This window comes from Citreicoccus inhibens, assembly GCF_019039035.1.
In the GTDB taxonomy this organism is placed as follows: domain Bacteria; phylum Myxococcota; class Myxococcia; order Myxococcales; family Myxococcaceae; genus Citreicoccus; species Citreicoccus inhibens.
On the sequence record NZ_JAHNZT010000035.1, the window covers coordinates 60,966 to 82,428 of the forward strand.

Annotated in this window: 18 protein-coding genes and 1 pseudogene; 10 read left to right on the forward strand and 9 right to left on the reverse strand. The window is 69.5% G+C overall.

Annotation, left to right across the window (positions count from 1 at the left end; translation table 11 throughout):
- Window position 1: 1 nt before the first annotated feature.
- Window positions 2–1,063, forward strand: a complete 1,062-nt coding sequence (locus KRR26_RS29605; RefSeq protein ID WP_120208322.1) for a DUF1611 domain-containing protein — start codon at window positions 2–4, stop codon at window positions 1,061–1,063.
- Window positions 1,060–2,127 (forward strand): N-acetyl-gamma-glutamyl-phosphate reductase, encoded by a 1,068-nt coding sequence (gene argC, locus KRR26_RS29610; protein ID WP_217081436.1) that lies wholly within the window; start codon window positions 1,060–1,062, stop codon window positions 2,125–2,127. The genes KRR26_RS29605 and argC overlap by 4 nt, the downstream gene beginning before the upstream one ends.
- 13 nt (window positions 2,128–2,140) lie before the next feature.
- On the opposite strand, the gene KRR26_RS29615 is transcribed toward argC, so the two are convergent.
- The 5 genes from KRR26_RS29615 to KRR26_RS29635 are packed head-to-tail and all read right to left on the reverse strand — an operon-like array spanning window position 2,141 to window position 7,400.
- A complete protein-coding gene (locus KRR26_RS29615; RefSeq protein WP_199723854.1) occupies window positions 2,141–2,914 on the reverse strand; it encodes a hypothetical protein in 774 nt (257 codons plus the stop codon).
- A 19-nt stretch (window positions 2,915–2,933) separates the two neighbouring features.
- Window positions 2,934–3,707, reverse strand: coding sequence for a tRNA pseudouridine(38-40) synthase TruA (gene truA / locus KRR26_RS29620; RefSeq protein WP_120208318.1), 774 nt, complete (start codon window positions 3,705–3,707; stop codon window positions 2,934–2,936).
- A gap of 6 nt (window positions 3,708–3,713) precedes the next feature.
- Entirely contained in the window at window positions 3,714–5,039 is a 1,326-nt protein-coding gene (locus tag KRR26_RS29625) for a serine/threonine protein kinase (protein ID WP_217081437.1), read from the reverse strand.
- A 37-nt stretch (window positions 5,040–5,076) separates the two neighbouring features.
- Window positions 5,077–6,063 carry a class I SAM-dependent rRNA methyltransferase gene (locus KRR26_RS29630; protein ID WP_120208314.1) on the reverse strand — a complete coding sequence of 329 codons (987 nt, stop codon included), beginning with the start codon at window positions 6,061–6,063 and terminating at the stop codon, window positions 5,077–5,079.
- Window positions 6,060–7,400 (reverse strand): amidohydrolase family protein, encoded by a 1,341-nt coding sequence (locus tag KRR26_RS29635; RefSeq protein WP_217081438.1) that lies wholly within the window; start codon window positions 7,398–7,400, stop codon window positions 6,060–6,062. The genes KRR26_RS29630 and KRR26_RS29635 overlap by 4 nt, the downstream gene beginning before the upstream one ends.
- A 156-nt stretch (window positions 7,401–7,556) precedes the next feature.
- Between KRR26_RS29635 and KRR26_RS29640 the strand changes: the two genes are divergently transcribed.
- Window positions 7,557–9,053, forward strand: coding sequence for a hypothetical protein (locus tag KRR26_RS29640; protein ID WP_217081439.1), 1,497 nt, complete (start codon window positions 7,557–7,559; stop codon window positions 9,051–9,053).
- A gap of 16 nt (window positions 9,054–9,069) precedes the next feature.
- On the opposite strand, the gene KRR26_RS29645 is transcribed toward KRR26_RS29640, so the two are convergent.
- From KRR26_RS29645 to KRR26_RS29655, 3 genes are all read right to left on the reverse strand, one after another.
- Entirely contained in the window at window positions 9,070–9,945 is an 876-nt protein-coding gene (locus KRR26_RS29645; protein ID WP_217081440.1) for a hypothetical protein, read from the reverse strand.
- 104 nt (window positions 9,946–10,049) lie between these two features.
- On the reverse strand, window positions 10,050–10,307 hold the full coding sequence (locus KRR26_RS29650; RefSeq protein WP_120208636.1) for a hypothetical protein: 258 nt from the start codon (window positions 10,305–10,307) through the stop codon (window positions 10,050–10,052).
- A 166-nt stretch (window positions 10,308–10,473) separates the two neighbouring features.
- A complete protein-coding gene (locus tag KRR26_RS29655; protein WP_236069316.1) occupies window positions 10,474–13,206 on the reverse strand; it encodes a fused MFS/spermidine synthase in 2,733 nt (910 codons plus the stop codon).
- 199 nt (window positions 13,207–13,405) lie between these two features.
- On the opposite strand from KRR26_RS29655, the gene KRR26_RS29660 reads away from it, so the two are divergent.
- The 3 genes from KRR26_RS29660 to mrpC all read left to right on the forward strand — a co-directional run bounded on the left by KRR26_RS29660 (window position 13,406) and on the right by mrpC (window position 16,841).
- On the forward strand, window positions 13,406–14,380 hold the full coding sequence (locus KRR26_RS29660; RefSeq protein ID WP_120208304.1) for a sensor histidine kinase: 975 nt from the start codon (window positions 13,406–13,408) through the stop codon (window positions 14,378–14,380).
- A 7-nt stretch (window positions 14,381–14,387) separates the two neighbouring features.
- Complete coding sequence (locus KRR26_RS29665; protein ID WP_217081442.1) at window positions 14,388–15,818, forward strand: sigma-54-dependent transcriptional regulator; 1,431 nt, start codon at window positions 14,388–14,390, stop codon at window positions 15,816–15,818.
- A gap of 276 nt (window positions 15,819–16,094) precedes the next feature.
- Window positions 16,095–16,841 carry a Crp/Fnr family transcriptional regulator MrpC gene (mrpC, locus tag KRR26_RS29670; RefSeq protein WP_015351149.1) on the forward strand — a complete coding sequence of 249 codons (747 nt, stop codon included), beginning with the start codon at window positions 16,095–16,097 and terminating at the stop codon, window positions 16,839–16,841.
- 24 nt (window positions 16,842–16,865) lie between these two features.
- On the opposite strand, the gene KRR26_RS29675 is transcribed toward mrpC, so the two are convergent.
- Window positions 16,866–17,822: a hypothetical protein gene (locus KRR26_RS29675; RefSeq protein WP_236069317.1), complete on the reverse strand. Its 957-nt coding sequence runs from the start codon at window positions 17,820–17,822 to the stop codon at window positions 16,866–16,868.
- 79 nt (window positions 17,823–17,901) lie between these two features.
- On the opposite strand from KRR26_RS29675, the gene KRR26_RS29680 reads away from it, so the two are divergent.
- From KRR26_RS29680 to KRR26_RS37050, 4 genes and pseudogenes are all read left to right on the forward strand, one after another.
- Complete coding sequence (locus tag KRR26_RS29680; protein ID WP_217081443.1) at window positions 17,902–19,233, forward strand: hypothetical protein; 1,332 nt, start codon at window positions 17,902–17,904, stop codon at window positions 19,231–19,233.
- Between the two features lie 31 nt (window positions 19,234–19,264).
- Window positions 19,265–20,434, forward strand: coding sequence for a hypothetical protein (locus KRR26_RS29685; RefSeq protein ID WP_217081444.1), 1,170 nt, complete (start codon window positions 19,265–19,267; stop codon window positions 20,432–20,434).
- Window positions 20,435–20,553: 119 nt separating this feature from the next.
- A complete protein-coding gene (locus KRR26_RS29690; RefSeq protein ID WP_217081445.1) occupies window positions 20,554–20,772 on the forward strand; it encodes a hypothetical protein in 219 nt (72 codons plus the stop codon).
- A 34-nt stretch (window positions 20,773–20,806) separates the two neighbouring features.
- Window positions 20,807–21,348: pseudogene (locus tag KRR26_RS37050) on the forward strand (transposase); the annotation flags it as partial.
- Window positions 21,349–21,463 lie beyond the last annotated feature (115 nt).

A 21,463-nucleotide genomic window follows, 5' to 3' on the forward strand; every position in this document is an offset into this window, starting at 1 on the left:
CATGAAGATCTACGTCGACAAAGTCGGCAGCGTCACCCGCAACCTCCAGCTCGGCCGGACCGTGCACCTGACGGATGAGGTGCGGGCCGAGGAGGGCGCGGTGGTGGCCGTGCGCATCCACGGAGAGAAGAGCGTCTACAACCAGCTCGAGGACGTGAACGGCCGCCTCGTCACGCTGCACGCGGGCGACATCGTCGTGGGCGCGCTGGGTCACCGCAACGCCCTGCACGGCTACGAGGGCGTGGTGCCCGAGTCCGTCAAGGTGGGCGACCGCATCAACGTGCTCAACATGGGCGGCGTCATCGGCAAGTGCACCTCGCACAACCCGGGCGTGGGCACGCCGTTCGAGGCCGAGGTGCTCGGCCAGGTGCTCGTGTTCCCCGAGTTCCAGTCGCGCTTCGGCCAGCCGGCGCACATCAGCAACGGCGCGCTGAAGGGCACCGCCAAGCCAGTGACGTGCCCCGTGGTGTACGTGGTGGGCACGTGCATGAACGCGGGCAAGACGTACGCGGCCAGCGCCATGGTGCGCCGGCTGATGCAGGCGGGCTACCGCGTGGGCGGCGCGAAGCTGACGGGCGTCTCGCTCATGCGCGACACGCTGAGCATGCAGGACAGCGGCGCGGACGTGGTGATGGACTTCACGGACGCGGGCATCGTGTGCACGGGCTCGCGCACGGCGGCGCGGGTGGCGCGCACCATCTTCTCGGAGATGGCCGCCGCGAACGTGGACGTCATCGTCGCGGAGACGGGCGACGGCATCATGGGCGAGTACGGGGTGCAGGCCATCCTGGCGGACCCCGAGCTGAAGGCGCTGGGCGGCGCGTTCGTGCTGTGCGCGAACGACCCGGTGGGCGCCGCGGGCGGCGTGCGGCACCTGCGCGAGGTCTACGGCATCGAGGTGGACATGGTGGCCGGGCCCGCCACGGACAACGCGGTGGGCGTGCGCTTCGTGGAGCAGGTGGTGGGATTGCCGGCGCGCAACGCGCGGGCGGATGCGGCGGCCCTTGGCGGGCTCGTCCTGGAGAAGCTCGCCCCCAAGCTGGGCGCGGGGAGGAAGTCATGACGCAGGCGCACATCTACATCCTGGGGGCCTCCGGCTTCGGCGGCGGCGAACTCTTGCGGCTGCTGTCGGGCCATCCCGCGGTGGCGGGCATCCGCGTGGTCTCCCGGCACCACGCCGGCGAGCCCATCCACAAGGTGCACCCGCACCTGCGCGGGCTGGTGGACGCGCGCTTCGAGGCCGAGCCGGACTGGCGCTGGCTGGCGGACTCTCCTCGCCCCGTCGTGTTCAGCGCGCTGGGCCACGGCGAGCTGGCGTCGCAGTTCGCCGGCCTGGAGAAGAAGTGGGCCGAGTTCGGGCTCACCGAGCGGATGCTGCTCGTGGACCTGTCGTCCGACTTCCGGCTGGACCACCCGGGCCGCTACGCGGGCGCCTATGGCCGGCCGCACCCGTCGCCGGAGCTGCTGGGCACCTTCACGTACGGCCTCACCGAGTGGAAGCGCGAGAGCGTGAAGCAGGCGCGGCGCATCGCCAACCCGGGCTGCTTCGCCACCGCGGTGCAGCTCGCGCTCCTGCCCATCGCGAGCACGCCGGGGCTGGGCCTCCTGGCCGTCTCGGGCGTGACGGGCTCCTCGGGCTCCGGCTCGCTGCCGGGCGAGGGCACGCACCACCCGACGCGCGCGCATGACTTCCGCGCGTACAAGCCGCTGGAGCACCAGCACGAGGCCGAGGTCGAGGTCATGCTCGTGGCCCACGGCGCCTCCCGGCACCGGCTGGCCTTCGTGCCCCACTCCGCCCCCATGGTGCGCGGCATCTTCGCCACCGTGCAGTTCGAGTGGCCGGAGCACGGCGGCGCGGTGGTGACGCAGTCGCTGACGGAGAAGTTCCGCCGCTACTACGAGGGCTCGAAGTTCGTGCGCATCGTGGAGGGCACGCCGCGCGTGGCCGCCGTGGTGGGCAGCAACTTCTGCGACATCTCGGTCGCGACGAAGGGCCGCTCGGTCGCGGTGATGGCCGCGCTCGACAACCTGGTGAAGGGCATGGCCGGACAGGCGGTGCAGAACTTCAACGTCGCGCTCGGACTCCCCGAGGACATCGGCCTGCGTCAGGCCGCCTGCTACCCGTAAACCCGCGGACCGCTCACGCCGCGGGCGACTTGGGCGCCTGCGGCTCCACGGCCTCGGGCGTCCCCGCTGGCGTGAGCGAAGTGACCGCGCCTGGGGCCTGTCCCTCGGACGGCGCCTGTTCAGGCGGCGCGACAGGAACGGGCTCCGACGCGGCGGACAGCGGGAGCGACGTCACGGGAGCCGATGCCACGTCCACCGTCGCGGCGGGCGGCGTGGCGACACCGGCGGCGAGGGCGCCCTCTCGCTGCTCCAGCCGCGCGCCGCCCTGGGCCGCGGCCTGGAGGAACTCGTCGTACTCCGACTTGCGCGCCTCCGCCTTCGTCGCCGCCTGACTCGCGACCGTGGCTGCCGCCGCGCGCCCTGCCTTCACGGCCTGAGCCGTGAGGAACACGCCCACGCCAAAGGCCGCCCAACGCAGCACCGTCGGCAGGCCGCCTTCCCACAGGCTCCCGGTGCCATCTCGCACCAGATCCAACGCCACCACGAAGAGCGCGCCGGACAGGCCCGAGCCCACCGCCGTGTTCCAGGGCCGCAGGTCGAACGCGCGCGCGGCACCGTAGGCGAGCGCGGGCAACACCCCGAGCACCCACAGGTTCTCCAGCGCCACGGCCATGGCGATGCGCAGCGGCTCGAAGGGCAGGTCCAACACGCGCGTGGACAGCCGCAGGGTCAACGCCACGCTGAGGATGGAGCCCAGCACGAGCGACAGGAAGCCCAGCCCAACGATGAACTGGAAGCGCCGGACGCGGACGCGCAGCGGGACGAGGACACCGTCTTGATTGCTCACGCGCCCAGCCTACCGCACTTCAGTCCTCGTCTTCGTCTCCGCCCGGAGGGCCATCGCCATAGAAGACCTCCTCCAGGACCAGCCCCTGCGGCGGCGCCGTCGGTCCCGCCCGCTTCCGGTCGAGCGAGGCCAGCACCTCGGCCACCCAGGCCTCGGGGCGCTTCCCCTTCCCGACATCCACCAACGTGCCCACCAGGTTGCGCACCATGTGCTTGAGGAACGCGGTGCCCTCCACCACGAACGACACCGCGTCGCCTCGCGTCCCCTCCACGCGCAGCGAGCGGATCTCCCGCATCGCGTGCTTCGCCTGGCAGTCCGAGGCCCGGAACGCGGAGAAGTCATGGCGCCCCTCCAGCACCCGCGCCGCGCGTCGCATGGCCTCCACGTCCAGCGGCGCGAACACCTCCCAATGCGTGTCCCGACGAAGCGGTGAGCGCGTGGGCCGGTTGCTGACGCGATAGCGGTAGCGCTTGCCTCGCGACCAGCGGCGCGGGTCGAACTCCGCGGGGACCTCCTCGGCCGCCACCACGGCGATGTCCGAGGGCAGCATCCCGTTGAGCCCCATCCGGTAGGCCTTCAGCGGGAGCACGCGCGCGGTGTCGAAGCAGGCCACCTGCCCCTCGGCGTGAACGCCCGAGTCCGTGCGGCCCGCCGAGTTCACGACCACGGGCTCGCCCAGCAAGCGGGCCAGGGTGTCCTGCATCACGGCCTGGATGGAGGGCCCATTGGGCTGCATCTGCCAGCCCACGTAACGGGTGCCGTCGTATTCGAGCGTCAGTTTCAATCGCGGCATGGGCGCTCAGCGGTACTTCAGCCATGCCTCCAGCAGCTCGGCCACCATGCGGCCGGCGGGCACGCCGTGCTTGCGCGCCAGCGCCTCCAGGGATTCGGACAGCGCGGGGCTCAAGGGCACGGCCAGCATGCGCGGCTCGGTGCGCTCCTCGTGAGACCAGGGCACTGGCTCGGCCGCGGCCTCCACCGGAGCGGGCTCGACCACCGAGGGGGCCGTGGGCGTCTCGGGGACGGGCGCTTCCTCCAATGGCGGGACGACCTCCAGGGCCGGCGCCTCGGCCGCGGGCGCGTCCGCCACCGCGGCCACGACCTCGGACAGCTCCAGCGCCTCCTCGGAGGTCGGCGCCGAGGCCTGACGGCTCGCGAGCCGCCGCTGCTCTTCGGCCAGCTCATCTTCGAAGAGCTGCTTGATGAAGTTGGCGAGGTGCAGCGGCGTGGGCGTGAACTCGTACGCGTCCAGGAACGCATCCAGGTCCCGCTGGAGGTCCGCGGCCGTCGCGTAGCGGCGGTCCCGGTCGCGGTCCAGGGCCTTCATGAGGATGGCTTCCACGCGCTCGGGCAGGTCCTCGCGGAAGTACGAGGGCGCGTAGATCTTCCCCTCGGTGATGCTGCGCATCACCGCCACGTCCGTCTCGCCCGTGAAGAGCTTGAAGCCCGTGAGCCACTCGTAGAGCACGGTGCCCAGCGAGAAGATGTCGCTGCGGCAATCCACGGGGCGACCCAGGCACTGCTCCGGGCTCAGGTAGCTGAGCTTGCCCTTGATCTCCCCGGTGCGCGTCTGCTCCACCTGCGTGGTGGCCTTGGCGATGCCGAAGTCGAGCACCTTCACCGAGCCATCGAACGAGACGACGATGTTCTCTGGCGTCACGTCGCGGTGCACGATGTTCAGCGGGTTGCCGTACAGGTCCACCTTCTGGTGGGCGTAGTGCAGGCCCGCGCACACGCACGAGGCAATCTTCAGCGCGTACACCATGGGGAAGGGAATCCCCAGGGACTCGGCCTTGGGCACCACCCGCCGCATGTCGCGGCCGGAGACGTACTCCATGGCGATGAAGTGGCTCTCGGCGATCTTCCCCAGGTCGTGGATCTGCACGATGTTGGGGTGATTGAGCTGAGAGGCCAGCCGCGCCTCGTTGAGGAACATCTTCACGAAGGCGGCGTGCTTGGACAGGTGGGGCCGGATGCGCTTGATGACGACGGGCGTCTCGCGGCCCTGCTTGTCCGTCTGATGGGCGAGGAAGATCTCCGCCATGCCGCCCACGGCAATCCGGTCAATGAGCCGGTACTTGCCGAAGCGGCCGGCGTCGCGCTGCTGCGATGCGGCGGAAGGCATGACTGGAGGCACTGTAACCGCGCCCGGCCCGGCGACGCTAACGAAGTTGGACGACGTGCACCTTCAAGGCCGGCTCCTCGCCCTCTGGCGAGGGGAAGTCCAACGCGGAAGGGCCGAGCGACCCCACCCCTCGCCCCGCCCGCCCCGCGAGCGCCACCCCCTCCGCGACCATCGCCTCGAAGCGCCGCGCGGGCAGCCCCGCGTGGTTGCAGCAAGCGACCAACCGGCCTCCGGGCGCCACCAGCCGAGCGGCGGACTCCGCCAACTGCGCGTAGTCGCGCGCGGCGGAGAAGCGGGTCGTCTTCGTGGTGGAGAACGACGGAGGGTCCGACACCACGAGGTCGAACGTCTCTCCCTTCTTCGCCAGCCGCTTGAGCCACTCGAAGACGTCGCCAGCGATGTAGTCGTAGCGGTCCACCGGCTGGCCATTGAGGCGTGCGTTCTCCTCGCCCCACTCCAGCACCCGGCGGCTCGCATCGATGTTGAGCGCGCGCGTCGCGCCTCCAGCGAGCGCCGCCACTCCGAACGCGCACGTGTACGCGAAGAGGTTGAGCACCGTGAGGCCACGCGCCTGCTCTCGCAGCCACACGCGCGTGTCGCGCATGTCCAGGTACAGGCCCACGGACAGCCCTTGTCCCGGCTGGATGAGGAAGGACAGTCCGCCCTCCTTCGCGACCCAGGACTCACGCGACTCGCCCCGCGCGGCCTGCTCCGGCGCGAGCGCATCCTTCGCCACATTGGCGAGCACGCGCGCCTCGCGAGGGCGGCGCTTGAGGTACAGCGCACGCGGCGCCCAGGCCTCCATCGCCGCGTCGAGCAACGCCGACTCCTCCTCGGGCGTGAAGTCCCGATAGAGGCTCACCACGCACAGGTCCTCGAAGACATCGGCCGTCACGTCCGGCACGCCATCGGCGCCAGCGTTGAGCAACCGGAAGGCGGAGGTGCGCGGGTCGGACAGCAGGGGCCCGCGTCGAGCACGGGCCGCGCGAAGCACATCAGCGAGGCCAGGAGGAAGTGCGCTCATACCCCGCCATACGACGGGAGCCGCGCCCGGGTCCACACACGCGCGAGCGCTTCCGCCGCGGCACGGGAGAGCTCCACATAATCGGAGCCAAGGAGCTGCCCTTCGCGCACGCACACCCGGCCGTGCACGATGGTCCACGCGACGCGCGAGTGCGCGACCTGTCCCAGCAGGTGCGGCGAGTAACCCGTCTCCGGATCCGCGGCGGGCACTGCGTCATACACGACGAGGTCCGCGAGCCCCCCCTCCTCCACGGCGCCCGATGGCGCCCCGAAGATGCGGGTGCACAGCTCGGCGGGCCCGCTGACGAGCAGGTGCGCCAGCGAGCTGTCCGGGTCCAATAGTCGCCCGGTGCGCGCGATGTGCAGCACCCCGACCGTGGCCGCGAGCAACTCCTCCTGAAGCGTGCCGTGCCCGCCCGTGCCCAGGCCCACCAGGTGGAGCTTGGACAGGACGGCCTCCATCGGATCGCCGCCATGCTCCAGCGTGCGAGTGCCCCGAGGCGTGAGCGCGACGAACGTCTCCGTCGCCGCGAGCCGCTCCGCGTCGGCGTTGTCCACCACGCGCGCATAGCCCGCGATGGCATGCGGACCCAGCAGCCCGAGCGACTCCAGCCGGGGCACCACGCGACGACTGAACTGCGCATACGTCGTGGTGAGGTCGTCCTCGCTCTCCGCGAGGTGGAACAAGGTGAACGCGCCCAACTCCTCACGCAGGCGCGCCAGCCGAGTGAGGAACGCATCCTCGGCGGTGTAGGACGCATGGAAGCCCAGCACGCCGCGAACCAGCGGATGCGTCAGGTAGCGACGCGCGAAGTCCGCGTTGGCCTCCAGTTGAGCCTCGGCCGCGGAGGGCCCGTCCAGGCTGTGGGTGGAGTGACCCGTCACCAGACGCAGCCCGAGTTGCTCCGCGGCACGCGCCTGCGCGGCCAGCGCTCCGGCCACATCCGAGGGGCACGCCAGGTGCTCAACCACCAAGGTGATGCCCTCGCGCAGCGCTCTCGCCGCGGCGAAGCGCGTGAGCGCCTCCACGTCCTCGGCGGTGACGTGCGCCGCCACGTGGCGCATCCGGCCCAGGCGCGAGCGCGGCAGCCGCAGCAGGAAGTCGCCATTGGGGGGCAACAGCTGGCCGTTCACGAGGTGGGAGTGACAATCCACCAACCCCGGCGCGACGAGGCGCCCACGACAGGCCACCTCCCAGTCGCCGGGCAGCACGGGCACCTCGGCATCGGGCGCCACGCGGCGGATGAGGCCTCCCTCCACCACCACGGCCATGCCGGTACGGACCCGACCATCTGCGCGGAACACGGCGCAGTTCTTCAGCAACAGGCGGCCTTCCATGGACGCTCGCGTCTTAGCATGGGCCCCCTGGGGAAATATCGACTCGCCGCAGGTGGGGGCGGCCTTTCGTGGGGTGGGTCACGTCGTGCCCGGTTGGTGCCTCCGGATGCGTCCCGTCTTCTTCCGGACACCTCGGGCGCGGTAGCCTGCGCCCACATGCGGAAGCGGTTCCTTCTCCTCCCCGGGCCGGCGGCACTCGTGGCGCTCTGGCTCGTCACGAAACTCGGGCTGTCGCCCCTCAAGAACTACGACCTGTTCTTCCACCTCGCGGGCGGCCGCTTCGTGCTGGAGCACGGATTCACGCGGGTGGATCCTTTCAGCCTCACTGGCACGGCGGGCTGGGTGCCGCACGAGTGGGGCTTCGGGGTCGCGTGCGTGCTGCTCGTCAAGCTGCTGGGCGCCGCGGGCCCCGCGCTCTTCGTCTCCGGACTGGTCGCCGCCAACGTGCTCGTGCTGTGGGGCGCGCTGGGCCGCGCCGCATCGGGACCGCGCGGGCTGCTCGCGGTGGCCACGCTCGCAGCGGTGCTCGCGGTGCAGTCACCTACCTGGCCGCAAGAGCGGCCCTACCACCTGGGTCACCTCCTCTTCGCGTTCGCGGTGATGGCCGTGCTGGCCTGGCGCGCTGGCAATGACCGCGTGCTGTGGGCCTTTCCCGTGCTGGGCGTCCTGTGGGCCAACGTGCACGGAAGCTGGCTCTTGGGCCCCGCGCTGCTCGGAGCCACGGCCGTGGGACAGGCGCTGGACGTCCCCACGCCGGAGTCACGCCAGCGCTCCGTGAAGGCCCTGGGCTTCTGCGTGGCGATGTTCCTGGCCGCGGGCCTGGGCCCGGATGGCACGGCCATCTACCTCTACCCGCTGCACCACTCGGTGCTGCCGTCCACGCAGACCATCGTCGAGTGGCGACCGCTCGACCTCGACATGGGCGCGAGTTGGGCATACCTCGCGCTCTTCGGTGCCACCCTCTTCGCCGTGGGTCAGGCGCCCACGCGCAAGGTGGCCAGCCTGCTGCCCACGTTGGTGCTCGGCATCGCCGCGCTCAAGGTGCAACGTCACGCGCCCTTCGCGGGCGTGCTGCTCGGACTTGCCCTGCTGGAGCACGCGGCCCGGTCCGAGCGACGGTTCGCCCTCCCCGACTCCGTGCGTCGGCTCTTTGAGGGCGTGGATCGTCGCGTGGCCACCTGGAGCGCCGAGGCGCGAGGGAACGTGTGGCCAGCGGTGGTGCTCGCGGGGCTCGTGACGGTGCACGCGCGCACGCCCCTGCCCATTGAAGCAGGCGTGCGGCACGCCACCATCCCGCTGAAGGTCTTCGAGGCGCTGCGCAAGCTGCCGCCCGGCAAGGTGCTCAACCGGTTCGTCATCGGCGGCCCCATCTCGTACTTCGCGGGCGCAGACTACAAGGTCTTCATCGACAGCCGGAACGACCCCTTCCCCATGGCCATCCATGACGACTACGAGCGGCTCGTCTGGTCCGAGCCCGGCTGGGAGGACGTGCTCACGCGCTACGACCCGGACTATCTCGTCTGGGACACGGTGAATCCGGGCAACATCCTGCTCGACCATCTGCGCACGCGCGGCGGCTGGCGCGAGGCCTCGCGCGATGGCGAGTATGTGCTCTGGATTCGCGACCGCGCCGCCACGGCGACGCCGCCGTGATGTCCCTCCGCGACGCTCAGCGCGACGCACCGGACGGCGGGCGAAAGACGTAGAGCACCAGCCCACCGTTCGCCTCGGCGCGCACCTGCGCCGCGCGACGCAGCACCCAGAGCTGGCCCGCCTTCACGGGTCGAGCCTCCGGCGCCGTCAGCGTCCCCATGCCCCGCGCCACGTAGAGCACCACGGGCTGCTCGAGCGTCGCGGTCAGCGCATGCTCGCCACGCTCCAGCAGCAGGCTCGACATGTGCCCATCGAGCACAGGCAACGGCTCCTCGCGCGACGCCTCCCCGCTCGCACGGAGCGCCGCGAGCGCGGCGTCCGGGTCGAAGGCAAAGGGCTCGCGGCCCTGCTTCATCCGCGCGTCATCCGCGTCCACGTACAGGTTGCCGTCGAAGTGGGGCGTGGCGAAGACGAGGTTGCCCAGGAACTGCTCCGCCGAGGGATTGCGCCACTCATGGCCCGTGAAGGGCGGCGAGCCGATCAGCTCACCGGGCCGCCGCGGAGACCTGAGTTCGATGAGGGCATCATCATGCCCCCACACCTGCCGCACGAGGGCCTGCCCCGCGGCAATCACGGTCGCCTCGTGGGTGCCTCGGTGGATGTGCAGAGGACACGTCTGCCCCTTGCCCATGGCATGCAGATGCACGGTGGCGCTGTCTCCGTAGAAGTACGTCTCCGAGACATCCGCCGCGCTCGGGTTGTGCCGAGCCAGCGCCTCGAAGCGCGCCGGCACGTCGAACACCTCCACGTCGGGATCCGCAGCGGTCGCCATGGCCCGCCGCACCGCGCCGAGCACGCCCAGGAGCGACAGCGACAGCACGACCACCAGCCCGCGGTACAGCCAGAGGCGGCGATTCAACGAAACGAGGGCATCGGGGACGGGCGTGCTCACAAGGCACGCATCCTAGCCGTCACCTCGCGCGCCATGGCCCCAAACGAAAATGGCAGGCGCCTCGAGAGAGGCACCTGCCATTCGTGCAACGAACACCTGAGAAATCAGTAGGTGTTGTTGTGACCGAAGTCCTTCATGGTCTTCTTGTTCAGCGTGTCGTTGGACTTCTGACCCGTGTTGTCCACGTTGTCCTCGCCGGCGAGGGCCGCGGCCGAGGCACCGAACAGCTTGCGGATGTTGTCGCCGAACAGCGTGATCACGCCGATGGCGGCGATCGCGATGAGGGCAACGATGATGATGTACTCGGTCATACCCTGACCACGCGACTTGCGCAGCTGGGTCTTCTTGCTGAGGGCCTTCATGGAAGCTCCCGGGTTGAAGCGGTGGAGTTGCTCACCCTGAGCTGCCAGGGTTCGAAACGCACAGTAGAGGGATCCCACTTCCACCTCCATCCGTCATCGGGAGGATGGGGAGAAAATCTAGGAATTCCGGGCCAGTTGCCCCACTCGGCCCGCCGCCCAGGCCATTTCAGGGGCCAGAAGGGGCCGCCACGGGCTCCGTGGCGGGCGCGCAGGCGGTGGCCGGCAGGGCCTCGCAGAGCGAGCGCAGGGCGGCCGCGAGCGGAGCATATTCCGGGTGGGCGCGCGAGACATCTCGGCCCAGGGCCACGGCATCGGCGGTCTGTTGGGGCGTCCAGACGGTGCGCTGGGCCCAGATCTGCGCCGCGATCAGCTTCAGGTACGCCGTCACCAGCTCGGGCTCCCGGCCCCCCTTCTCCACCTCTGGAACGAGCAGCGAGGCAGCCAGCGTGAGGTCCTGCTGGGCCAGGGCGGCCTTGGCCAGCGCCACGGCCGCATCGCGGCTCTCGGGCGCGAGCGTATGCCAGAGCGTGGCCACGCCACGCACCAACGGATCATTCGCGGCGTGGAATCGCTCGATGTTGCGCGCCAGGCCCGCCACCTGCTCGGCGGTGGGCGGGTGCGCGCGCACGTAGTCGTGGATGAACAGGCGGGGGCCGCCATCCGGCGCGCGGCGCTCGTCCTTCACGCGCACGTCCAGGTTGCCCACGAAGAAGGCAATGGGCGAGGCGTACTCGAGGAGGTTGTGATCATCCGTGTTGATGGGGCCCGGCCCCGCGAACTCCAGCTGCCCCGCCTCGCTGTGCACCTGCTTGGACAGCAGCGCGAAGACGTCGCGGATGTCCACGCGGTCCAGGTCGGCCTTCGGCTCGGGGCGGCTCATCCGCTCGGCCACGCGCGCGGCGTCGAAGGTGATGGGCTTGCGGCTCGCCACCAGGATGAGGTCCTGCGGGCCCAGCCACGTCGTCGCATGCGGGAAGGTGTCGCGCAGCGTCCGGATGACCAGCTTGATGAGCTCTTCGTTGCTCTCGTAGGTGTGGATCCACTGCACGAGCACACCGTCGTCCGAGAGGTGCTGATCCACCGTCTGGAAGAAGTCCCGCGTGAAGAGTCCGGACACGCCCGCCACCCACGGGTTGGACGGCACGCTCACCACGAGGTCGTACTTGCGCGGCGCCAGCGCCATGAACGTCTTGGCGTCGTCGATGTGCACGTGCGTGCGCGGATCATCCACCGCGTTGCGGTTGTCCGCCTTGAAGAGGCGCGCGGCGTCGATGACCGCGGGGGAGATCTCCACCATGTCCAGCCGCTCGATGGGATGCGCCAGCACGCTGCCCGCGGTGATGGCGGCGCCCGCGCCGACGAGCAGCACGTTCTTGGGGTCGCGCGGGTGCAGCAGCACGCCCAGGTGCCCGGCCACCACCTGCGTCTCCACGTCGCTGCCGTTGGAGGCGTCCACCTTCCCGTTGAGCTTCATGAAGCGCAGGTGGTCGGGCGGATAGTCGCCCACCAGGACCGTGGCGAACGTGTCGTCGCGATAGAAGACCGGGCGGATGTCGCGCTCGGTGTCCGCCACCAGCTTCGCGTAGCTCTCGGGCGGCTTCTGGTGCACGCGGATGGCGGCGATGGCGCTCAGCCGCACCGGCCATCCGTGCATGCTCCCCAGCACGACGACGGCCAGCACCGCCGTCGCGGCCACCGGCCACAGCGCGCGACCCTGGCCTCCACCACGAAGGCCCTCCACCTTCGCGCCCGGCGCGGCCCCGTAGGCCAGCCCCGCGGCGAGGAGGTTCGCCACCACGCCCGCGACGAAGTTGCCCTCCATGCCCCACCACGGCATGAGCAGCAGGCCGCCCAGCGCGGAGCCGGTGATGGTGCCCACCGTGTTCCACAGATAGACGCCACCCAGCTGACGCCCCACCTCGGACACCTTCGCCGTGGCCACGCGCGCCACGGCGGGGAACGCCGCGCCCATGAAGAAGGTGGGCGCGAGCAACACCGCGCAACAGAAGGCGAACGTGAGCACCTGGAACACCGGCCACGTGTCAATCGAGCGCGACAGCATCCACTGCGCCTGGCGGAACAGGTGCGGCAAGCGCACGTACAGCGGCAGCGCCACGCAGACGCTCACCACCAGCGCCACCTGCATCCGCCCGAAGAGGCGCAGCGAGTCCACGCCCTCGCGGCGCATCATCAGCCAGAAGCTGCCCAGGCCAATGCCCAGGATGAACGCGGTCAGGATGAGCGTGAAGGCATACGTGGAGGCGCCCAGCACGATGGACAGCAGGCGGATCCACGTCACCTGGTACAGCATCGACGTGAAGCCAGACAGCAGCACGCCCACCAACGCGGCGCGCACCGCCGTCCGTGGATAGGCGACCTCGGTCTCCCCTTCCGAACTCGGTGCGGACTCTCCCGGCCGCAGCGCAGGGGGCGTGGTCCGAGCCAGGGCCAGCGCGGCCAGCGCCAGGAGGATGTTGAGGCCCGCTGCCAGCGTGGCCGAGGCGGACAGGCCAATGACTGGCACCAACCGCGTGCCCGCCACGAACGCGCCCACCGCCGCGCCCAGGCTGTTGACCGCGTACAACCGTGCCAGCTCGCGCCGCACCCCCGCGAGGCTCGCCGCGAAGTGCCGCACCAGCGCGGGCAGCGTTCCGCCCATCAGCAGCGTGGGCACCACCAACGACAGCGCCGCCACGAGGAGCCGAGGCCCGGCCCGCAGCCCCTCGGGGACGCTGGGCGCCACCGCGAGCCAGAGCGCCCCCAGCGCGCGCAGCACCGAGGGGAACGCCAGCGCATAGAGGCCGACTCCGAGTTCCAGCAGTCCGTACAGGGCCAGGGGGCTCTTCACCCGGTCCGCTGTCCGCCCGAAGACAGATGCCCCCAGGGCCAGCCCGCCCATGAACGTAGCCAGGACAACGGCATGGGCTTGTCCGCTGTTCCCCAGCACATTCCCGAGGTACTTGGACCAAACCAATTCGTATACCAGTGCGGTCGACCCCGACAGGAACAAGAGGGCGGCCACAAGGTTCTTCGGGAAACGCGTGGATCCAGACATGGGGACAGCGAGGAAGCTTACTCGGTATGTTCCAGACCCACCAATGAACTCCCACCTCCTTCAGGTCGCACGGCTCGCCTGGTCCCCAGGTCTGCGGGTCACGCGCGCCGAGGGCGACACCACCACCGTGCTGCGCCGGACCAGCGCGGACTTGATGGACCGTCCGCTCCATGTGGCGCTGGGCGTGAGCGCCGAGCGCGCCCGCGAGCTGGACGCCCGCGCCCGCGAGAACCGCGGCGCCGTGGAGTTCGCCGCCACGCACCTGGGCGAGCAGGAGCCCTCCTTCCTCCGGCTGGTCCTGGGCCTGGTGGAGGGAGAAACCAGCGCGGGTGTGATGGACCTGGGGACCGTGCTGGAGGGCGCCCCACCCGTTCAAATCTCCCGGCTGTCCTCCTCGCTCAGCCACGAGATTCGCAACCCGCTGTCCTCCGTGAAGATGGCCGTGCAGACACTGGCCCGCAACACCACGCTGGGAGACCGCGACCGGCGGCGCCTCACCATCGCCAACCGGGAGATTCGCACCATGGAGCGCATGCTGTGGCTCCTGTCCGAGTACGGCCGCGACACCACGCCCAACTTCGAGTCACAGCCCCTGCGCACGGTGCTCCAGGAGGCCAACGCCATGGTGGCCCCCGAGCTGGCCGAGCGCCGCATCGAGCTGGAGGTGGACGAGGAGCCGGACCTGCCTCGCGTGCGAATGGACGGCTCGCGGCTGCGGCCCGTGCTCGCGCAGGTGCTGCTCAACGTGGCCATGGGGCAACCGGAGGACAGCCGCATGCACGTGTCGCTGCGCCAGGGGGGACCCGGCCGCGTGCTCATGGTGCTCAAGGACCCCGCCGCCGCCCTGCCCCCCGAGGAGCGGGGCTCCCTCTTCGAGCCCTTCGGCACCCGACTGGCGCGCGGCGCCGGCCTGTCCCTGGCCGCGCTTCGTCGCGTGATGATGAGCCAGGGCGGCGACGTGAGCGCCGAGGGGGGCGCGGAGCCGGGGATGGTGTTCACGCTGACCTTCGCCGCCTGAACCGCCCATGGAGACCCTCCTCATCGTCGACGACGACGTCTCACTGCTCGAAACCCTCACGATGCACTTCGAGGACATCGAGCAGGACGGGCAGCCGCGCTATCAGGTCGTCACGGCGACCAACGCGTCGGCGGGGCTGACGGCCGCGCAGGAGTGTCTGCCCAGCGTGGTCATCCTCGACATGATGCTCCCGGACCGCACGGGCCTGGAGATCATCGAGGAGATGAAGGGCCTGTGCGGCGACGCGCGCATCATCCTCGTCACCGCCTACCACGACATGGAGACGACCATCCGGGCCATGAAGGCCGGTGCGTTCGACTACATCCACAAGCCGTTCCCGGACCCCGCCGCGCTCGACCTCGTGGTGGAGCGCGCGCTCGAGTACCGGCAGCTCTCGCGCCGCGCGGATGAGGTCAACCGCGAGAACGCCGCCGTGCGCCTGGGCGACATCGTCGGCACCAGCGGCTCCATGCAGCAGCTCGTCAAACAGATTGGCAAGGTGACGAGCAGCGCCGCCACGGTGCTGATTACTGGCGAGAGCGGCACCGGCAAGGAGCTCATCGCGCGCGTCATCCACAACTACTCCTACGACGAGGCGCGGCCGTTCATCGGCATCAACTGCTCGGCCATCGTGGACACGCTGCTGGAGAGCGAGCTGTTCGGCCACGAGAAGGGCGCCTTCACCGGCGCCACCACGGGCAAGCCCGGCAAGTTCGAGGTGGCCGAGGAAGGCACCGTCTTCCTCGACGAGATTGGAGACATGTCGCTCATGCTCCAATCCAAGCTCTTGCGCGTGCTCCAGGAGCGCGAGTTCGAGCGCGTGGGCGGCGTCAAACGCATCAAGCTGCGCGCGCGCGTCATCGCCGCCACGCACCGCACGCTCGCCGAAGAGGTGGAACAGAACCGCTTCCGCGAGGACCTCTATCAACGCCTCAAGGTCATCACCCTCCAGATTCCTCCCTTGCGCGAGCGACGTGAGGACATCCCCCTCCTGGTGAAGCACCTGCTCGAGCGCATCAACGAGAAGGTGCACAAGCGCGTCACCCGCGTGCCCACCGAGGTCATGGAGCGCCTCACCCTCCTGCCCTGGCGCGGCAACGTGCGCGAGTTGGAGAACGTGCTCACCCGCGCCGTGGTGCTCGCCCCCGGCGATGTCCTGCGCGGAGACGACCTGCCCGCGCTGGAGCCCACCACCCCGCCCGAGCCCGGCCGCCTTGCGGCCCCCATGTTCGCCGCCCCCGCCGTGGACGATGTGAGCCTCATCCCCACGCTGGAAGAGGCGGAACGACAGCTCATCGCCCGCGCGATGGCCGTCACCAAGGGCCACAAGGGTCGCACCTGCCAGATTCTTGGAATCAGTCGCCCCACCCTGGAGCGCAAGCTTCAAAAGTACGGCCTTGCACAGAGCCAGGGGCCACAGGTGCCGCCGTCCCCCTGACGGCCGCCTGCTGAACACTGTCCCCCCTTCGACAGTCCGGCCCATCGATTGAACATTTCGTTCAATCTGATCAGACTGTTTGAACGTTCTGTTTCAGGTTTTGGACACGGAAATGAGGGAGATCCGGGGCTGTAGCGCTAAGTACCCGCCATTCCTGGATGTGTTCCCTCGGCAGCACTTTCAATCCGCTTGGCACATTCCTTGGAGAAGGCACTTCCCATTCGCCGGCCAGCGAGTTGGCGGGCTGCCTTTCCCCCATTCTCAGGAGTGAATGCCATGCACGGATTCAACCGCCCTCTGGGCCCCATCGGTTCCAATGTCGTGGCGCCGCTGCAAGCGACCAGCTCCGGGATGATGGTCACCGCGAACAAGCTGGTCCCCGGCCAGGAGGCCATCGACTTCAAGGGGTACTTCAAGGTCGAGTCGTTCCCGCACAACTCGACCATCTACCGGCCCGGCGACAACACGGACCGCGTCTACCTGCTGAAGTCCGGCCGCGTGCGCCTCATGCGCATCGGGAAGAATGGCACCCGCTCGGTGGTGTCCATCCTTCGCCCCGGTGACTTGTTCGGCGAGCTGTTCCGTCCCGAAGGCACGCCCATCGAGGAGATGGCCATCGCCGCGGGTGAGGCCGAGGTCTGGAGCATCGAGGGCCGCGACTTCCGCGCCCAACTCGAAGCCCGTCCCGCCCTCGCGGTGGACGTGGTCCGCGCCTACGCCGAGCGCGTGCGTGCCCTGCGCAAGCGCGTGCTGGGCCTGACCTTCAAGGAAGTGCCCGCGCGACTGGCGGACACGCTCCTCACGCTGGTGGAAGCCCACGGCGAGCGCTGCCCGCACGGCGGCGAGACGGACCTGCGCGGCATCACCCAGCAAGACCTCGCGGACCTGGTGGGCGCCTCGCGCTCGTTCGTGTCCACGCTCATCAACGAGATGAAGCGCGAGGGCGTGCTGGGCAACGTGGGCCGCATCCTCTGCGTGCGCGACCAGAAGGCGCTGCGGAAGATCGCCTCGAAAGAGAAGTAGCCGCACCCGCGTCGGGCGAGGGCTTCAGAACGTGAAGCCCAGTCCGAGGTAAGGGCCGAACAACCGTTCGCGGTGCGCGACACCATCCATCTTCCCCGCGTCATCGAGGAAGAGACCGCGCACGCCACCGCGAAGCACCAACCCTCCGGCATGCAGCGCGAGCCCGGCCTCGCCATCCACCTGGCGATGCGGGAAGGGCGTCGCCTGCGCGCGGGCTTCCAGGTCGAGCGGCCCCACGACACAGCCCTCGAAGGAGAGCCCCACGCTGGGCCCGATGAAGGTGACGTCCGGGCCGTGCGCGGTGCTGATGCCCGCCTCGGCGCGCAACCGCGCCTGCGGGATGGCCACCAGCGCCCACGCGACATGGACCTCCGAGACGGAGATGGCGTCCGAGCCGCTCGAGCCGTCATCCCCCTTCAGGAAGAGGCGAACGAGCCGCGCGTCCACGCCGAAGTAGCGCCCATCCACGCCCAGGAAGTAGTCCGCGCCCCTCCCCTGCCGAGACATGAGCAGGGCCTGGGCCCCCATGCGCACGGAGATGGGAGCGGCGTGGCGTTGATCCGAGATGACGCCCGCGGGCAGCTCGCCGTTCGGTGACACCGACGGGTGGTTCCCGGACTGCGCGATGATGAAGACGAGGTTGCGCACCAGCAGCTCGACCATGAAGCCGGCGATCGCGCTGCCGATATCGCCGCCGCCCCCGTCATCATCGTCACGAGCGGGTTCGACGACATCCTCGTCCGAGGACACCGTCTCGCGATGAGGCGTCTTCGCGGGCTCATCCTCGGTGCCTATCGCGGTGGCCGCATGCGTGGGCTTCTCGGACTTGGACTCGTCCGAGCGCTTGCCGAAATCAGCCCGAGCGGGAGCAGCGACGAGCACTCCAGAGAGGAGGCCCGCGCACCACGCTGCCTTGGGGAACCGCATGTTCGCCTCGTGCGTGCGGCGCACTCCGGCCAGCGCCCCGCGCTCCGCTGACATAACACGCTCCGTCCCTGAGGAATCCAAGACGCGGCATGTCATCCAGGCTCGCGGGTGCTGGCTATAGTGCCCACGCCCCATGACGCCTTCCCCCGCGGTCCCCGCTCCTTCTCTCTCCCGGCCAGGTTTCGCCCGCGCGTTGGATGGGTTCATTCCCGTGGTGGGTCTGCTCGGACTGCTCGCGATGGGCCTGTTCTACCGAGCCCATCCGGAGTTGGAGCCCATCCGCTCGGATGGATACGGGCACTACCTCTACCTGCCCGCGGTCTTCGTGCAGCACGACCTGTCGATGCGCACCGAAGTCGCCGAGTGGGGCGAGAACTGGGACCCCAACATCGGCCTGACGGAGGATCCTCGCACGGGGCGATACCTGAACCGGTTCCCACCGGGGCAGGCGCTGCTCATGTTGCCCGCGTTCCTCGTCGCGCATGCCTATGCCTCCGTGACAGGGGGCGTGCCGGATGGCTTCTCCACGCCCTATCAGGTGATGGCGGCCCTCAATGGATGGCTGGCGTTGTTGGTGGGATTGGCGCTGCTTCGACGTGCGCTGTCCGCGCTGTTCTCGCCGGGCGTGGTGCTCGCGACGTTGGCGGCGGTGACGCTGGGCACCAACCTGTTCCACTACGGCACGTACGACGCCATCTTCAGCCACGTCTATTCGTTCGCGCTGTTCGCGGCACTGCTCGTCGTGTTGCCGGAGTGGTATCGCGAGCCCACCGCGCGTCGCTCGGTGGTGCTGGGATTGGTGGCGGGGTTCATCGTCCTGGTGCGCAATCCCAACGCCGTGGTGCTGCTGCTCGTCCCGTTGTACGGCGTGGTGGATGGAGCGACGCAGCGAGCGCGATTGGCTTTCTTTCGCGCGAACGCGCGGCAGGTGGCGCTCGTGTCGCTCGCGTTCCTCGCCGTGGTGGGCGTCCTGATTGCGTACTGGCACTTCGTGACGGGGGCCTGGCTGGTCTACTCGTATCGCGGCTACGGGTTCCGCTTCGACCATCCGCAGGTGCTGCCGGTGCTGTTCAGCGTGCGCAAGGGACTCTTCTTCTGGGCCCCCGTGTGGCTGTTCGCGGTGGCGGGGTTCGGCAAGGCGCGTGAGCAATTGGAGCCCTACGTGCTGCCGGTGTTCCTCTTCTTCCTCCTGCACACGTTCCTGGTGGCGAGCTGGTGGCATTGGCCCTACGGCGGCAGCTTCGGGCATCGCGCGTACACGGAAGCCAGCGCGCTGTTCGCCCTGGGCCTCGCGGGCCTGTTCACGAGCCTGCGACGTCCGGCATCTCGCGCCATCGTGGGCGGACTGACGGTGGGGCTGGTGCTGCTCCAGTGCTTCCTCATGGTGCAGTACTGGCGCAACGTGCTGCCGCCGGACCGGACCACGTGGGCGAAGTACCAGAGCCTCTTCGTGCCGGGCCCGTGAGGGACGCGTTGTCGTCTATGATGGGGCGCGCATGTCCTCGTCCATCCCCGCCCCGGCCCTCCGCGAGCCCGCAGCCCCCGCGTCCGTGCGCTTCACCGGACTGTGGCTGTTCTCGCCGCGAATGGACGTCAGCCTGTTGCTCCTGCCCGCGCTGCTGACGCTCTTCTGCGTGTGGCTGGCGAAGCTTACGGGTGAAGGGCCGCTGGGCTTCTCACGGGCCATCGGACAGTGGACCTCGCAGTACGTGCTGCTCAATGGCACACACGTCATCCTCACGTTCCTGCTGCTCGGCACGCGGCGCGAGCTCTTGCACACGACGCCCACGCAGCCTCGGCTCCTGGTGGGCGGAGCCGCGGTCGTGTTCGCGCTCACGGCCTCGCTGCTCTGGTACGCGGGCGAGCACGCGCCACGTTTGGACCTGATGCTCGCGGCGACCATTCACATCTTGGCGGTGCACCACACGTTGTCCCAGGTGAAGGGCATCTGGGCCCTGCACGGCCTGCGAGCCCGCACGGCGGGAGCCCCGCCCCTCTCCGAAGCCGAGCGCCGCATGCAGCGCAACTTCGTCCCCGTGGCGCTGCTGTTGATGATGGCGCGCTCGTTGGCGGTGCCGCTGTCGGCAGCGAAGGGCTCGGCGCCCATGGTGAACATCGGGCAGGCCGAGGGTGGCAGCCTCCCCTACGCGACGACGTGGGTCCTGCTGGCGGCCTGGATTGTCTTCGTGGGCGTGCTGGTGAACTCGATGCGTGGCGCTGGAGGGTCCAGCGGTCCGCGCCGCCTGTATGTGTTGGGGCACGCGTCGGTGGTCGCCGTGTACCTCGTGTGGCCCACGTGGGGCGCCATCCTGAGCGCGGGCATCCATGGGCTGGAGTACTTCTTCCTCACGGGGCGGATGATGGAGCCCACGGCGAAGGAGTCCGATGCAAGGCTGCGCGGCGCCGGCGTCTGGGCGGCCATGATGCTCGTGATGCTGCCCATCATCCTGGTGGGCGTGGCGAACAGCCCGTTCATCCCCTTGGTGGACCGGAGCACGAACGGCGCGGCGACGGAGTTCCTGCTGCGGCAGCAACCGCTGTGGTCGCTGGGCGTCATCGTCACGAACGCCATCGTGCTGGCGCACTACTTCTCGGATGCGTTCATGTTCCGCTTCCGGATTCCTCGCGTCCGCGAGGTCACCCTCGGGCGACTCGGCTTGGGCTGAGACCTCCAGTCAGCCGAGCGCAGACGCGTCGTCCACGGCGCATGCGAATCCTTTCTGTGGAGACCACGCCATTCTTGGAATGGCGCTACCTGAACGCCGCGCCCCGAGGAGGAACCCGGGTGGAGCGACTTCCCCTGCTGCGAGGCTGGGTGGATGCCCTACCTCCGGGGGTGGATGCGCTGCTCGCGACCTCGGACTTGCAGGGCATGGCCACCAGCGCGCGCCGCGATGGCGCGGCGGCGCTCCTGGGCGAGTTCCTGGCCGACGAGGTGGCGATGCAGGGGGCAGCCGGCGAGCTGCTGACATGCCCTGGGATTTTCGGACCAACTGAAGATTGAGAAGATGCCGCTCCGGGTACAACGGAGGCAGGCGGTGAAGAAGAGTCGATTCAGCGAGGAGCAGATGGTCGCGATTCTGCGCGAGGCGGAGCGGACCTCGGTGCCGGAGACCGCGAAGAAGCACGGGGTGAGTGAGCCGACGGTGTACGCGTGGCGCAAGCGCTTCGGGGGCATGGACGCCAACGACACGAAGCGGCTGAAACAGTTGGAGGCGGAGAATGCCTGGTTGAAGAAGCTGCTGACCGAGCGGGACTTGGACATCGAGGTGCTGAAGGAAATCCAAGCAAGAAAATGGTGAGCGCGCTCGCGCGAAGGCAGGAGGTGGAGCATGCCCGCGCGATAGGGTTGTCCACCCGGCGAGCATGCAGGCTGCTGCGGGTGGCGCGCTCGGCACTGGGGTACGAGTCGCAGAAGGCACAGCGGGAGAATCCCGTGGTGGAGCGGATGCGTGAGCTTGCTCTGCAGTACCCGAGGTACGTCTACCGTCGCATCCGCATCTTCCTGGGGCGCGACGGGCACCCCATGTGTCCTGACAAGGCCTACCGACTCTGGAAGCAGGAGGGGCGTACCCGTCCGGATCTAGGCGTCGAGGAGTTGAGTGAGTCGGGACACCTCCATGCGTTCAAGGGGCGCGATGGAGGAGCGAATGACGAGACGAATTGGAGCCGCCGAGTGGCGGCGACTGGTGTTG

What these genes read in the sequence shown, in the direction of transcription:
- KRR26_RS29640 (WP_217081439.1), top strand. Translation starts at nt 7,557, where the DNA reads ATGCGGAAGCGGTTCCTTCTCCTCCCCGGGCCGGCGGCACTCGTGGCG.
- KRR26_RS29655 (WP_236069316.1), bottom strand. Translation starts at nt 13,206, where the DNA reads ATGGGCGGGCTGGCCCTGGGGGCATCTGTCTTCGGGCGGACAGCGGAC.
- KRR26_RS29675 (WP_236069317.1), bottom strand. Translation starts at nt 17,822, where the DNA reads ATGTCAGCGGAGCGCGGGGCGCTGGCCGGAGTGCGCCGCACGCACGAG.
- KRR26_RS29605 (WP_120208322.1), top strand. Translation starts at nt 2, where the DNA reads ATGAAGATCTACGTCGACAAAGTCGGCAGCGTCACCCGCAACCTCCAG.
- KRR26_RS29650 (WP_120208636.1), bottom strand. Translation starts at nt 10,307, where the DNA reads ATGAAGGCCCTCAGCAAGAAGACCCAGCTGCGCAAGTCGCGTGGTCAG.
- argC (WP_217081436.1), top strand. Translation starts at nt 1,060, where the DNA reads ATGACGCAGGCGCACATCTACATCCTGGGGGCCTCCGGCTTCGGCGGC.
- mrpC (WP_015351149.1), top strand. Translation starts at nt 16,095, where the DNA reads ATGCACGGATTCAACCGCCCTCTGGGCCCCATCGGTTCCAATGTCGTG.
- KRR26_RS29680 (WP_217081443.1), top strand. Translation starts at nt 17,902, where the DNA reads ATGACGCCTTCCCCCGCGGTCCCCGCTCCTTCTCTCTCCCGGCCAGGT.
- KRR26_RS29665 (WP_217081442.1), top strand. Translation starts at nt 14,388, where the DNA reads ATGGAGACCCTCCTCATCGTCGACGACGACGTCTCACTGCTCGAAACC.
- KRR26_RS29685 (WP_217081444.1), top strand. Translation starts at nt 19,265, where the DNA reads ATGTCCTCGTCCATCCCCGCCCCGGCCCTCCGCGAGCCCGCAGCCCCC.
- KRR26_RS29660 (WP_120208304.1), top strand. Translation starts at nt 13,406, where the DNA reads ATGAACTCCCACCTCCTTCAGGTCGCACGGCTCGCCTGGTCCCCAGGT.
- KRR26_RS29630 (WP_120208314.1), bottom strand. Translation starts at nt 6,063, where the DNA reads ATGAGCGCACTTCCTCCTGGCCTCGCTGATGTGCTTCGCGCGGCCCGT.
- KRR26_RS29625 (WP_217081437.1), bottom strand. Translation starts at nt 5,039, where the DNA reads ATGCCTTCCGCCGCATCGCAGCAGCGCGACGCCGGCCGCTTCGGCAAG.
- KRR26_RS29635 (WP_217081438.1), bottom strand. Translation starts at nt 7,400, where the DNA reads ATGGAAGGCCGCCTGTTGCTGAAGAACTGCGCCGTGTTCCGCGCAGAT.
- truA (WP_120208318.1), bottom strand. Translation starts at nt 3,707, where the DNA reads ATGCCGCGATTGAAACTGACGCTCGAATACGACGGCACCCGTTACGTG.